Here is a 13,621-nt window from a genome sequence, read left to right as displayed (position 1 = left end):
TCAACGTGTTTTCGTATATTAAGCGCCATTGGCCTGTCTACGTGATTTTGACCTTGATTGCCATTGCGTTAGGATTTGGGGCTGCCTACATCGTGGGTGCAAAGGGCTCGACCCCCGCCTCCGCAATCAGCGAAGAGGTGGAGCAAGAACAGAGTACGGGTGCCGATGGGATTCCTGAGTCCGAGCAGGCAATCGTTGATGGTGGATCTTCGTCTGCAGAGTAGATACGGCGATTTACATGATTGAAAGCGGGCGAGCCAGGGGACTGGCTCGCCCGCTTTTTCATCGCGCTAGCGCTTCTTTGGGATCGACCTAAGGCGAGCGAACCATAGGGCTGCGGCACCCGAGGTCAGGAGCGCGGTGATGCAAGCGGCGATGGGAACTGATCCTGTTGCCGGTAGGTCCTGCGGTAGGGTACAGCGTTGAATGACACGGTCCTCGTCATGTGACTCAAGTTTATCGCCGCCGCCGTTGCGGCAAAGATCGACGCGTGCGCTGTTGGTGAGTGCGGTTTGGGGCGTATAAGCCGACGTCGCCTGCATGTGCACGATTGCGCCCCGAGCGTCTGTGCCAAGGATTGCTTTGGCATAGTCAAGGTCGTCGTGCTCATCTTTGAGATCATCGCGGGTCCAAGAATCCGCATCGCTTCGAGTCGTAAAGCCGGCGGCTACCGCACCGTATTCAATGCGAATGCCCGTTACGACGGTATTGGACGCAAGGTCGAGTTCTTTCGCCTCGAGTGTGGTGGATTCCGTGGTCGAGACATCCGCCTTCCAGAGGTGCCAGCCGTCGTAATCGACGAGGCGGCAATCCTCACCCAGACTTTCCTTTACTTCGTCGGACTCAAGCCAAGGATTTTCGTGCCCATCGTCAAGTGTCGCGTTTGCCGGCTCATCGACGTCTGTCGAGTCCAACGGCGTCGTGCGATACCACACGTTGCACAGACCGTTGAGGTCGCCGATGGCGACGGGGGTTTCGATTGAGACGAATCTCGCCGTATCGTCCTCGGCACACTCAAGATCATCGGTAATTGTAAACTCATCAACCCAGGTAGTTGAATCGTTTCGAGCGTCGATGGTATAGGAGAAAAGCCCATCCGTATTGGTTTGCATCGCGGCACGGTTTTTACCATCGCCGTTAGCCAACAGGCCCTTTTCGATAGGTTGGACAAGTTCCTGACGCTTGTCGACCTGCCCCTTGATCTCGATGGGCGCATCCTTCATCGCGACGGATTGGACTTCTCCCGTATCCTTTATTTCAAACGTTATCTCCTCGGCAAGGTCATAGGTCCGCGGAGACATCATTTCGCGCAACGAGTAGGTGCCGGGTGCAAGATGTTCGACGCGGTGTGGCTTGTCGGATGAGGTCCAGGAGTCTATTTCGGTTTTATCGGGACCATATAAGGTGAGCCGTGCGCCTTCTACTTCCTGCTCACCGCTTGCATCGACCTTGGAGATATCAACCTTGGTGTAATCGTCGGATACGTTAAGCCGTGCTTCTACAACGGGTGTTTTCTGGTCGGCATAAGTAAGGTCGACAATATGGGTTGTCTGATCGAGCAAGAAGCCTGCCGGCGCTTGAGTCTCGACAACCTCGTAGCGTGCGGTGCCAGATCCCAGTGGGAGGTTGTCCGCGCGTGCTTCTCCAGTTTCATCCGTCGTGACGGTAGCGACAGTCTCACCGTCGAGTGCGGCAATGCTACCGTCGGGGCGCACGATATCACCCGAGGCACGGATCTCAAAGATGGCGCCCGCGAGGCTGCTGCCGTCTACGGCATCGGTTTTAACGATCCTGATATTTCCGGTCGCGGCGCGGTCATAATACGAGGCGATTGCAACGGGCGTTAGGTTCATGTCGGCGGGTATGTTTACCTCGATTTCTTCGCTGACAAGATAGGGCTCTTTGGCCGAGGTTTCGCGTACATAATAGGTGCCCGGCACGAGCGATTCTGGCAGTGTGACGGTCCCGGTCGCGTCAGTCGTAAAGGTGTCCATTACGTTATGTGCTGGATACCAGCAAGTTTGTGAGACAGGTTCGTGATTGCTGTCGAGGAGTTGGAAGGTGAATCCGGCTAGGGGAACAGAAGCGCCTGTTTGGGCATCGCGTTTTACAATCTGGAGATGCGTCGACAGAGCGTGGTTGTCCACGATATATTGAAGCTCGGCGTCGTCGGAAATCTGATTTGCCCCGACGGTCCATTCCCCTGCACGTTTAAAACCCTCGGGGACGGTTTCCGGAACCTCACGAACCGTGTAGCCGGCACGGTCGTATGGGACGGCTCCGTGGACACCGGCGGGTCGCTTGCCTGTGCCGAACCATGCTTCGGGCTGATCTTCGGTGGAGGCAAAGCCATAGATGTTTGTGGTCAGTGTGCCAACAACCTGCTGAGAGCTGTTGCTGACAACCTCAAAGACAACACCACCCGCCGGCTGCTCCAGGCCGGATTGGTCGCTATTGCCGTAATCCTTGAATTTGGAAATCTCAAGGTTAAACGCAATGGGGATATCGGAAACGCGAGATTCGATCTCGACCACGCCTGAATCGCCGAGCTGGTCGGCTCCAACGGTATAGGTCCAGCTGTCGTTGGATGGCAGGTAGCCCTCGGGGGCTTTTGATTCGTAGATGGTAAAGGTTCCTAAGGGGACATCGGCGAGGGTGGCCCGACCGCTTTCGTCGGTCGTGAGGATTTGTGCCCATCCAGGGGTTGATTGCGACACACACGTGAACTCTGCTCCTGCGAGCGAAGCTCCCACCTGGTGGCCGGCATTCGTCGCGGCATCGAGTTTTACGATACGCAGGTTGATGGTGCCGGGCTGTTCATCAATGGCGACCCGCCCGCCGTCATTCCCCGTGGTAAAGGCAATACGATCGTGGCGGGGGACATAGCCGGCCGGCGCCTTCGTTTCAACTAGGTAGTATGCCGTGTTGGGCAGAAGTGTTGCTTGCGCTCGACCGTTGCTGTCCATCTGGACGGTGCCGACATGCGCGCCGCTGGCGCTCTCAAAAATATCGAATGTTGCCCCGTCAAACTGATAAGTATTGTTTCCGCTGGTAATGGCGGCGTTTGCAGACTGTTTTTTGAAGGAAACAGAGACTGCCGGCAGTACATAGAGCATGTCTTGACGTTTGCTGCCGCCCGATACGGCTCCTAGATAGCGCCGCGCGCGGTGCGGAGCGGCTTTGATGCTTCCTGATTTTGCGTTGTCGTGGAGCCACCGCGCAGCCGCCACGACTTCATTGTCGGCGGTAAAGTGCCCGCTCTTGGTTTTGCCCTGAGCGGTCGTGTAGGAATAGGTACCGTCGACATGGGTAGTGCCGTTGAGCATCCATACGGCAAGCTGGGTTGCGGCGCGGGCGCGATCGGGTGAAAGATGGTAACCGCCAAACGACGTGGCGGTAGGATATCCGTGACAAACGATTGCCGCGAACTCGTCGTCGAGCCACACCCAGCCTTGATCAAAGTTGAGCCATGGGCCGCCCGGCTTGGTGGGGCCGGGGCGCTCCTGGTTCATGCAGTAGGCAATCGAGGCGTCTTGAGCTTCATACTTGCCGATGAAGAAGGGCCCACAATCATCGCTAATAGTGCGGAAGCCGAGTTGGTCGTAGCCATCGACGGCAAATGCGGCTCTCGGTGCCAGGCAGCCGAAAAGCAGGAAGAGGAGCAGGAGCAGCGGACCTGTTGCGATTGCGCTGTGGACAGAGTGCGTGGGTGCGTTGGACATGGCTGCTCCTTATCCCTCGTGCGCCGCATGGGGAGGCTGCGACGCGTAGGATGAGGCTACCCCCGAGGTTCATGCGGGTAAGTACCGGAGCCTGACCAAAAGCTTGCCCAATTCCTGACAAATTGAGCTCAAATACAACAATCAAGCAAAAGCGCAGGTAGAAGATAGGGAGAACAGGAGGTCAAAGGTCCTCATCTCCACAATTGACGTGATTTTCAAACGAATCTCCACAGCTAAAACAAGCATCGCCACCCTTGTATCGAACAAGACAACCGCGTTATACTAGCCAACACACAAGCGGGCATCGCCAAGTGGTAAGGCATCAGCTTCCCAAGCTGACACTCGCGGGTTCGAGTCCCGTTGCCCGCTCCAGTAAAAAGCACAAGCACGGCAGCGTTACGTTGCCGTGCTTTTTACTACCAAGCGCCGGGACTCGAACCCGCCAGGGTGCGAGCGTTAAGCAAACGCGAAGCGTTTGTAGCGAGCAGGCGAAGGCGCCGACAGGCGCCTGAAGCCGGTGCGTATTTGCGAAGCAAATACGCGGATGTCCCGTTGCCCGCTCCATCGAGTACGGGGGACCTCGGGAACGTCGGGTCCAACCCGCTGTGCCCGTGCGTGTGCGCGGACCGGGTCTGCCGACCGCAGCCGGTGCGTATTTGCGAAGCAAATGCGCGGACGTCCCCATGCTCGCTCCAATTCCAAAATGTTAGGTTAATGCCTGCTGCCCATACTTGCACCTGCGCACGGTACAATGGTTGGGTTACGACCAACGTGCCAATAACCAAAAAGGAGCCGCTATGATCGATCGCTATACCCGCCCGGAGATGGGACACATCTTCTCCCTCGAGAACAAGTACGCCATTTGGCAGGAAATCGAGGTTCTGGCCTGCGAGGCCCAGGCGGAGCTCGGCAAGATCGGTATTTCCAAAGACGAGGCCCAGTGGATCCGCGACCATGCCAACTTTGAGAAGGCGAAGGTCGATGAGATCGAGGAAGTCACGCGCCACGACGTCATTGCCTTCCTGACCAACATGAAGGAATACATCGATGCCGATGTTCCCGAGGGCGACCCCAAGCCCAGCCGCTGGGTTCACTATGGCATGACCAGCTCGGATCTGGGCGACACGGCCCTGTGCTACCAGCTCACCCAGGCCTGCGACCTGATCATCGAGGACGTCAAGAAGCTCGGCGAGATTTGCAAGCGTCGCGCCTTCGAGGAGCGCAACACGCTCTGCGCCGGCCGCACTCATGGCATCCATGCCGAGCCGATGACCTTTGGCATGAAGTTTGGCTCTTGGGCCTGGGAGCTCAAGCGCGATCTGGACCGTCTTGAGGATGCCCGCAAGAACGTTGCCTTTGGTGCCATCTCGGGCGCTGTCGGCACGTACAGCTCCATCGAGCCGTTTGTCGAGGAATATGTCTGCGAGCACCTGGGCCTGGTTCACGACCCGCTGTCCACGCAGGTTATTAGCCGCGATCATCACGCCTACCTCGCCGGCGTTCTCGCCACCACCGCGGCCACCTGTGAGCGCATCGCTACCGAGGTTCGCAATCTGCAGAAGACCGATACACTCGAGGCCGAGGAACCGTTCCGTAAGGGTCAAAAGGGCAGCTCCGCCATGCCGCACAAGCGCAACCCCATCACCATGGAGAAGGTCTGCGGCCTGTCGCGCGTCGTGAAGGCCAACGCGCAGGTTGCCTTCGACAACGTCGCCCTGTGGCACGAGCGTGACATTTCACACTCCTCTGCCGAGCGCGTCGCCCAGGCCGACAGCTTCATCGCCCTCGACCACATGTTCCAGTGCCTCATTCGCGTTATCGACGGCCTGCAACTGTATCCCGCCCGCATGATGGCCAACCTCAATAAGACCCGCGGCCTCATCTTCTCTTCCAAGGTACTGCTCGCCCTCGTCGACACGGGCATCACCCGCGAGGACGCGTACGCCATTGTGCAGGAGAACGCTATGGCAACCTGGCACGAGGTACAGGATTGTGTCTCCGGCCCCACCTTTAAGGAGCGTCTCGAGGCCGACCCGCGCTGCACCGTCAGTCAGGAGAAGCTCGACGAGATCTTTGATCCGTGGGACTTCCTCACCCGTATCGACACGGTCTTTGATCGTCTGGAGCAGCTGAGCTTCGAGTAGGTTCGGGCATAACGTTAGCTTTTTAGGGCGCTTTGCTGGTAATGTGTGTTGCCGGCAAAGCGCCTCGTTGCATTTAGGGAAAGACGGGGATAATAGTCGTCTCGAATAACATTCTGAGAGGGGATCGCATGATTTCGTTTGATTACAAGCCTCAGGGCGTGTGCGCTCACAATATTCACCTTGATCTTTCCGATGACGGCAACAAGGTGATGGGCGTTGAGTTTACCGGCGGCTGCGACGGCAATCTCAAGGCTATCTCCAAGCTGGTCGAGGGCGCTCCTGCCGATCGCGTAATCGAGGTTCTCGCCGGTAATACCTGCGGTATGAAAAAGACCTCCTGCGCCGACCAGCTTACACGCGCTATCGAGGCCGCTCGCACCGAGATCGCCTAATGGGTATCGCCGATCACATCAAGAACGGAATATCGCGTCGCGGCTTTGTACTCGGTGGGGCTGCCGCGGGCGCTGCCACGGTGCTTGCCGGATGCTCGAAAAAAACGGGCACCAGCGATGATGCCGCCGGCGAGCCGCAGGTTATCAAGGATGATTCCAAAATCATCTCGATTACGGATGAGTACGAGGCAGTCGACATCGATCTTGAGCCGGCGGCGTCGTGGACGCTGCCTCTGGGTACGCTGCTGTACTACTGCGACGGCGATTACGCCGCGGCAATGATGGCGCCCGCATCGGCACTGCACGCCAACACGCTCGGTGTGCTCAACCTGGGCGATGGCTCGCTTACCACATTAATCGAGGATCCTATCGAGGGCACGGGATATGCATTCTACGATGTCCGTGCCGGCGACGGCGTATTCGCGTGGGTTGAGATGAACTTTGCCAATTCATCGTGGAAGCTCTACGCTCAAAATCTGTCGGGCGCTTCGCTCTCTGGCGACGTGGTTGAGCTCGATCGAGGTGGCAAGGACTACGATCCGCCGCTGTTTACGGCGTTCGGGGCATCAGTCATCTGGTATAAAATGCCTTCGGCAGGCGGCAATAAAACGAGTAGTGATTCGTTTTGCTATCGTCGCTCGCTTGATGAATCCAAGGCCGAGGTAATTTGGAAATCGACGGGCCGCTTTGCATCGGCCCCGCGCGCGAGCGACGGCATTTTGACCATCTCGCCGCGTGTCCGCAACGACGAGGGCGTCTACTACGGCATAACGGCAATCGATCTGACCGACGGCAACAACACCAAACGTGCCCAGCTAGTCCTTCCCTCGTCAGTCTCGCCTTTCGAGGCCGTATATATGGGCGATACCTTCGTGTTTTCTATCGAGGCGGCCTATAGTGGCGTGGGCAGCCTGGGCAATATGGGCACATATATCGGTAATGAGGGAGGGCCGTACCTCTTCCTGTCCCGCGAGCCGCTCGCATGTGCGGCTGGCAAGAAGAATAAATACCTTGTTAAGGTACAGGCGTCGCATTTCCTGATCGACACCTCTGCCAAGACCTATGGCTCGCTGCTGTCGCCCGACCGCGCCTTGGAGTATGGCGATTATCCAGCTACGGCGGGAAAATCGGACTCATTCCTTACGTACGCCACGGTGCGCAACAGCCAGGGTATACCAGAGACGGTCACTGCACGTCTATTCTCTCTTTAAGCTTAGAGGGGTTAAAAAGGCGCCAACAGGGGAATAAACGCGTTGTAATTGTGAGTACCGCCCGCCGAGCTGCCGCGTCATAGCGGCATCCGGCGGGCTCAGGTGCGTTAAAATGGGCTTGTTCTTAGCTAATTGAGACAGGGGGGCCGTGTTATGGCTTCAGATGCAAAAAAGATTCTGCTGGTCGAGGATGAGAAGGCAATCCGTGACGCCGTCGCTGCCTATCTCGAGCGCGAAGGCTACTGGGTTGTGGGCGTCGGCGACGGCCAGTCCGCGATCGAGGAGTTCGAGAAGCATCAGTTCGACCTGGTCGTGCTCGACCTTATGCTCCCCAAGATCCCCGGCGAGCGCGTTTGCCGCACCATTCGCGATACCTCGGATGTCCCCATCATCATGCTGACGGCTAAGGGCGAGATCGAGGACCGTATTATCGGTCTTGAGCTCGGCGCCGACGACTATCTGATTAAGCCGTTCTCGCCGCGCGAGCTCGTCGCCCGCGTTCGCGCTCTGTTCCGCCGTGCCCATCAGGCCGACGAGCCCGCCGTCGAGGTACTCGACTTCGGCGATCTGGTCATCGATATCTCGGGCCACAAGATCTTGGTCGAGGGCAAGGAAGTCGATCTGACGGCTTCCGAGTTCAAGCTGCTCACCACGCTTGCCCGCCATCCCGGCCGTGTGTATAACCGCATGGAGCTGGTCGAGAAAGTGCTCGGGTATGACTTTGAGGGCTATGAGCGCACCATCGATAGCCACGTGAAGAATCTTCGCGCCAAGCTGGGCGATGATCCCAAGAAGCCCAAGTGGCTCTACACCGTCCATGGTGTCGGCTATCGCTTCGAGGCTCCGGCCAAGACCGATAAGTCGGACGAGAAATAGGGAAATCACATATGACACCTGCGCGCTTTGAAATCGGACAAAAGCACAAGCAGGAGAGCGAGGCGGGTTCCAAGGCTAGTTGGAACACGCCTCGTTCCGATTCACGGCCAACGATGAGCTATCCCTCGCGCATGGCACTTGCTTTTGCTCTGACATCGCTCATGACGGTATTGGTGCTGGTGGGCGTTGTCTCTGTTGTGTGGGGCACGGTCTTTTCGGATTACACACGCTCCAATATCGTCGAAATCGCAAATTCCGCTGCCGAGAAGTTGGCAACCTCATATGAGGAAAACGGCTCTTGGACCGCGGGAGAACTGCGCACGGTCGCAACGTCGAGTTTGGTTTCCGACGATCTGGGCATGCAGGTCGTCAATAAAAAGGGCGTGATCGTTTATGACGATTCCTGGCCCTCGGCAAGCGCCACCGCCGATATACGCGAAAACCAGGCTACGACCGACGACACGAGCGGCAAGAGGGCATCGCATAGCCCGGTCTCGTCTGCTCCAACCGACTCCGATAGCGTTGCTAACGTCGAGATTGTAACGTCTTCCGGCGAGCATGTCGGACAGGTAAAGCTGTGGGCCATCGGCTCCGACGCTCTGCTCACCAAGGCGGACTCTGCGTTTAGGGAGAAGACCTTTAACGCCATGGCCCTCGCCGCGGTTGTTGCAATCTGCATTTCGGTCGTTATCGGATCGCTCGTGTCGCGCATGCTCACCAAGCCGATTCATCGCATCACCAGTACCGCAAAGCAAATCCGTGACGGCGACCTGTCGGCTCGCACGGGACTGCGCGGTGATGACGAGATCGATCAGCTGGGTGAGACCTTCGATGAGATGGCCACTTCGCTCGAGAAGGATATGAAACACGAGAAGCGCCTGACCTCAGACGTTGCACACGAGCTTCGCACGCCGCTTATGGCCATGCTCGCAACGGTCGAGGCCATGCAGGATGGCGTGTATCCCACCGACGATGAGCATTTGGAAACCGTTGCTTCCGAGACGCGTCGCCTGGCTCGTCTGGTGCAGCAGATGCTCGACCTGTCGCGCATGGAAAACAGCACGGCTCCGCTCAACCTTGAGCCGGTGGACATGGTTCCTTTCGTGCGTTCCATCGTTAATGCCCAGGAGCGCCTGTTTGTCGACCGCGATCTGCGCCTGCGTTTTGCGGACGAGACCCAGGGTCACGACGATGTCGTCGAGGCCGATCCCGACATGATCACGCAATGTGTTATCAACCTCATGAGCAACGCCATGCGCTACACCCCCGAGGGCGGTTGGGTCGTGGTGTCGGTGCTCAGTGACCGCAAGCACGTCAGCATTGCCGTTTCTGATACCGGCATCGGTATTGCCAAGGACGATTTGTCGCGCATCTTCGGGCGGTTTTGGCGCGCCGATGCCAGCCGCGCCCGCGAAGCTGGCGGCCTGGGCGTTGGCCTCGCCGTGACCAAGCAGATCGTCGAGCGTCACCATGGCTACATATCCGTGGAGTCGGAGCTTGGAAAGGGTACGACTTTTACAATTCATCTGCCCCGCGAGCACACGGCAGACGCGGCATCTACTACAATGGAGCACTAGCTTTTCGCTATTCGGTGAAGGAGGGGCCGCGTCCCTGCCGCTCCGAGTTTGCGAAAACATGCGGGAAAGAACCCGCATTTCTGTCGTATTTAGGTAAGGAGTGACTCACGTGACAACGATGGAGCGTCGTCCGGATTCCCGTGGCAAGGTTCGTGATATTTACGATGCCGGTGAAAACCTGCTGATGGTCGCCACCGACCGCATTTCTGCGTTCGACTTCATTCTTCCTGACGAGATTCCGTTTAAGGGAGAGGTACTCAATCGCATCTCGGCATTCTGGTTCGATAAGTTTGCCGACATCGTCCCCAACCATCTCGTTTCCATCGACCCGGCGGATTTCCCCGAGGAGTTTGCTGAGTATCGTGACTACCTCGCTGGCCGCGCCATGCTGGTTAAGAAGGCCCAGACGATTCCTATCGAGTGCATCGTCCGCGGCTATCTGACCGGTTCGGGCAAGAAGACCTACGACGAGAACGGCACCGTCTGCGGCATCCAGCTGCCTGAGGGCCTGACCGAGGCTTCCAAGCTTCCTGAGCCGCTGTTCACGCCGTCCACGAAGGCCGAGATCGGTGACCACGACGAGAACATCTCGTTCGAGCGTTGCTGCGAGATCGTGGGCGAGGACATCGCCACGCAGATTCGTGACCTTTCCCTCAAGATCTACAAGGCCGCTGCCGAGTACGCCGCGACCCGTGGCATCATCATTGCCGACACCAAGTTCGAGTTTGGTGTTATTGATGGCAAGGTCACGCTGATCGACGAGTGCCTCACGCCCGACTCCAGCCGTTTCTGGCCTGCTGCCAGCTACGAGGAGGGCAAGATCCAGCCTAGCTACGACAAGCAATTCGTCCGCAATTGGCTCAAGGCCAACTGGGATATGACGGGGGAGACCCCGCACCTGCCCGCCGAGGTCATCGATGGCACGTCCGAGCGCTATCGCGAGGCCTTCCAGATCATCACGGGCTCCCAGTTCACAAGCATGAAGGAGAACGCATAAGTGAGTACCCGTAGCGCCACGAACAAGCGCACGCAATCCCACGAAGTTACCGGGGTTGCGCGCAAGTCTGCCGCATCTGCTAAGCCCGCCCGCCAAGCAGCGAGCTCCGTTCGCGTCGTGCCGGCTTCGTCTAAGGCACGCCGCAAAGAGCTCGAGAAGGGCGAGAACCTCGAGGGCCTCTCTAAAGAGGAGAAGCGCGCCCGCAAGGCTAAGCAGCGCGCCAAGGAGGACCGCATCTATACGGTGTCGAATATCCTCCTCAAGCAGGACGAGGACTACACCAGGCGCCGTCGCATCTGGTGGATTGTGCTCGCCATTGGCATGGTGCTCGTCGTGGCAATTTGGGCCTCGCTGTACTTCGCTCCCGCTGGCATGGTGTCCAGCCCTGTCCAGATGGTCGGCATTGTTTTGTCCTACGTCATCATTTTGGGCGACTTTATCTATGACTTCGCTCGTATTCGTCCCTTGCGCAACATGTACCGCGCGCAGGCCGAGGGCATGTCCGAGAACAAGCTCAACGCTCTTATTGAGCGCGCGGCTGCCGAGGAGGACAAGAAGGACTCCAAGAAGAAGTAGCGTTTGCATACATACTTATCGCTAAGATATAAGGCGCGTCGTTTTTGCGGCGCGCCTTTTTACTGTTCTATAGATAGATGGAGTGGCACATGATTCGAGCTGCCCTGACGGTCGAAGAGGCTCTGGAGGGCATGAAGGCCCTGGAGCCCAAGATTAAAAACTACGCGCGCCTGGTCGTCCGCAAGGGCGTAAACGTCAAGCCCGGCCAGGAGGTCGTCGTTCAGTCTCCGGTCGAGTGCGCGCCGTTTGCGCGCGTGGTGGTCGCGGAGGCCTATGCTGCCGGCGCCGGCCACGTGACGGTCATTTGGGCCGATGATGCCGTGACGAGGCTCACGTACGAGCATGTCGAGAAAAGCTATTTTGAGCAGACGCCCGAGTGGAAGCGCATACAGCTGGATTCCTTGGCCCAGGATGGTGCCTGCTTTGTCTTTATCGAGGGTGCGGATCCTGCAGCCCTCAAGGGCATCGATCCAGCCAAGCCGGCCGCGGCATCCAAGGCGAGGAATACGCAGTGCAAAGTTTTCCGCCGTGGACTGGATTACAACATCAATCCGTGGTGCATCGCCGGCGCTCCGGTCGTGGCATGGGCGCACGAGGTGTTCCCGGGAGACGCCGATGAGGTTGCAATCTATAAGCTGTGGAATGCGATTCTGCACACCGCGCGCGCCGATGGCCAGGACCCGGAGAGCGACTGGGAACTCCATGACGCCGCATTCGAAAAGAACCTGCGCTTCCTGAACGACAATCGTTTCGACTACCTGCACTACACCGCGGCAAATGGAACCGATTTGACGATTGGCATGACGAAGGGTCACGAGTGGGCCGGCGGCAAGGGCAAGACGCCCGATGGACACCCCTTCTTCCCCAACATTCCCACCGAGGAAGTCTTCACCTCGCCCGATCGCATGCGCGCCGACGGTATCGTGTATTCTGCCATGCCGCTCATCCACCACGGCAATAAGGTCGACGATTTTTGGATTAAGTTTGAGGGAGGCCGCGTGGTGGACTACGACGCCCGTGTGGGCAAGGCAACGCTCGCGAGCATCATTGACACCGACGAAGGTGCCGCTCATCTGGGCGAGGTCGCGCTCATCTCCAAGAACACGCCGATCCGCGAAAGTGGTGTTCTGTTCTACGATACGCTCTATGACGAGAACGCTAGCTGCCATCTCGCGCTAGGTGTAGGTTTCCCCGAATGCATCGAGGGTGGGTATGACATGTCCAAGGAGGAGCTCCTGGAGCATGGCGTTAACGTCTCGAGCACGCACGTCGATTTTATGATCGGCACGGACGACATCGATATTACGGGCATTACGCCTGATGGACGTGAAGTTGTGATTTTCCAGAACGGCCAATGGAGTTGGGAATAGTCCCAGACCGTGGTACAATGCCACCCGCGGGCCGTTAGCTCAGCTGGCAGAGCAGGGGACTTTTAATCCCAAGGTCCAGGGTTCGAACCCCTGACGGCCCACCATAGAAAAGAAAGCGATCGACTCCGGTTGGTCGCTTTTTTGTTGCCGCGACATGGGTTCGAACCCGTCGGGGCGCGGAGCTGAGTAAACGCGTGAGCGTTTGCCAGCGCAGCGCGCAAGGCGAGAAAGCGCCGCAGCGGCCGCCTGCGAAGCAGGCTGAACCCCTGACGGCCCACCATGGAATAGAAAGCGACCAACTCCGGTTGGTCGCTTTTTTGTTGCCGGTGCACGGGTTCGAACCCGTATCTAGCTATATATAAGAACGCTTGGCGAACAAAACCCGCCTTTTACCGATGGGAAACAAATAACTGATGCCTTTGGAGTAAAGTAGCGCTCCAGAGATGACCGATGTCTCAATACACATAAAACAGCTGGTCATCGTCAATATCAGAAGCCAATGCTTCAGTTTTAACCTCAGTGATGCGACTGAGGGACCTATTTATTTGTGAACAAAATATGGAGTGCGCGATTCCCGCCCCCGGGGCCCCTCCGGTCTGGCAATATATCTCCTTGCCGCGCGGCCCGGTGGAACCGGATGAGCCGCAAAGCGTGCACCTTGAGAACCGGATACTGCGAGGATGGACACTCACTTCAGTGTCGCATCCGGGCAGACATCGAACCATTTGAAATGGTCTAACTTGGATTTGTTTTTCG

At 57.8% G+C, this 13,621-nt stretch carries 10 protein-coding genes and 2 tRNA genes; 11 read left to right on the top strand and 1 reads right to left on the bottom strand.

Going from position 1 to position 13,621, the window contains the following annotated elements:
* The first annotated feature begins 5 nt into the window (after window positions 1-5).
* Window positions 6-224 carry a hypothetical protein gene (locus tag LCQ44_RS03160; protein WP_022094153.1) on the top strand — a complete coding sequence of 73 codons (219 nt, stop codon included), beginning with the start codon at window positions 6-8 and terminating at the stop codon, window positions 222-224.
* 66 nt (window positions 225-290) lie between these two features.
* Here the strand turns inward: LCQ44_RS03160 and LCQ44_RS03155 are convergent, their stop codons facing one another.
* On the bottom strand, window positions 291-3,722 hold the full coding sequence (locus LCQ44_RS03155) for a SpaA isopeptide-forming pilin-related protein (protein ID WP_225094047.1): 3,432 nt from the start codon (window positions 3,720-3,722) through the stop codon (window positions 291-293).
* A 297-nt stretch (window positions 3,723-4,019) separates the two neighbouring features.
* Here LCQ44_RS03155 and LCQ44_RS03150 point away from each other — a divergent pair.
* The 10 genes from LCQ44_RS03150 to LCQ44_RS03105 all read left to right on the top strand — a co-directional run bounded on the left by LCQ44_RS03150 (window position 4,020) and on the right by LCQ44_RS03105 (window position 12,969).
* A tRNA-Gly gene (locus LCQ44_RS03150) sits at window positions 4,020-4,094 on the top strand.
* Window positions 4,095-4,519: 425 nt separating this feature from the next.
* Window positions 4,520-5,866, top strand: coding sequence for an adenylosuccinate lyase (purB, locus tag LCQ44_RS03145; protein WP_022093797.1), 1,347 nt, complete (start codon window positions 4,520-4,522; stop codon window positions 5,864-5,866).
* Window positions 5,867-5,994: 128 nt separating this feature from the next.
* Window positions 5,995-6,258, top strand: coding sequence for a TIGR03905 family TSCPD domain-containing protein (locus tag LCQ44_RS03140; protein ID WP_225094046.1), 264 nt, complete (start codon window positions 5,995-5,997; stop codon window positions 6,256-6,258).
* Window positions 6,258-7,469 (top strand): twin-arginine translocation signal domain-containing protein, encoded by a 1,212-nt coding sequence (locus LCQ44_RS03135; protein WP_035136485.1) that lies wholly within the window; start codon window positions 6,258-6,260, stop codon window positions 7,467-7,469. Before LCQ44_RS03140 ends, LCQ44_RS03135 begins: the two co-directional genes overlap by 1 nt.
* Before the next feature lie 153 nt (window positions 7,470-7,622).
* Window positions 7,623-8,345 carry a response regulator transcription factor gene (locus tag LCQ44_RS03130; RefSeq protein ID WP_006236208.1) on the top strand — a complete coding sequence of 241 codons (723 nt, stop codon included), beginning with the start codon at window positions 7,623-7,625 and terminating at the stop codon, window positions 8,343-8,345.
* Between the two features lie 131 nt (window positions 8,346-8,476).
* On the top strand, window positions 8,477-9,922 hold the full coding sequence (locus LCQ44_RS03125; protein WP_479690789.1) for a sensor histidine kinase: 1,446 nt from the start codon (window positions 8,477-8,479) through the stop codon (window positions 9,920-9,922).
* Window positions 9,923-10,040: 118 nt separating this feature from the next.
* Window positions 10,041-10,919: a phosphoribosylaminoimidazolesuccinocarboxamide synthase gene (locus tag LCQ44_RS03120; protein WP_035136481.1), complete on the top strand. Its 879-nt coding sequence runs from the start codon at window positions 10,041-10,043 to the stop codon at window positions 10,917-10,919.
* Window positions 10,920-11,495, top strand: a complete 576-nt coding sequence (locus LCQ44_RS03115) for an ABC transporter permease (RefSeq protein WP_225094045.1) — start codon at window positions 10,920-10,922, stop codon at window positions 11,493-11,495. It begins immediately after the preceding gene.
* A gap of 89 nt (window positions 11,496-11,584) precedes the next feature.
* Entirely contained in the window at window positions 11,585-12,865 is a 1,281-nt protein-coding gene (locus LCQ44_RS03110) for an aminopeptidase (protein WP_225094044.1), read from the top strand.
* A gap of 28 nt (window positions 12,866-12,893) precedes the next feature.
* Window positions 12,894-12,969, top strand: a tRNA-Lys gene (locus tag LCQ44_RS03105).
* Window positions 12,970-13,621 lie beyond the last annotated feature (652 nt).

This window comes from Collinsella aerofaciens (assembly GCF_020181355.1).
GTDB lineage: Bacteria > Actinomycetota > Coriobacteriia > Coriobacteriales > Coriobacteriaceae > Collinsella.
The sequence above is the reverse complement of the archived record's forward strand: the minus strand, read 5'-3'. Positions and strand labels throughout refer to the sequence as shown.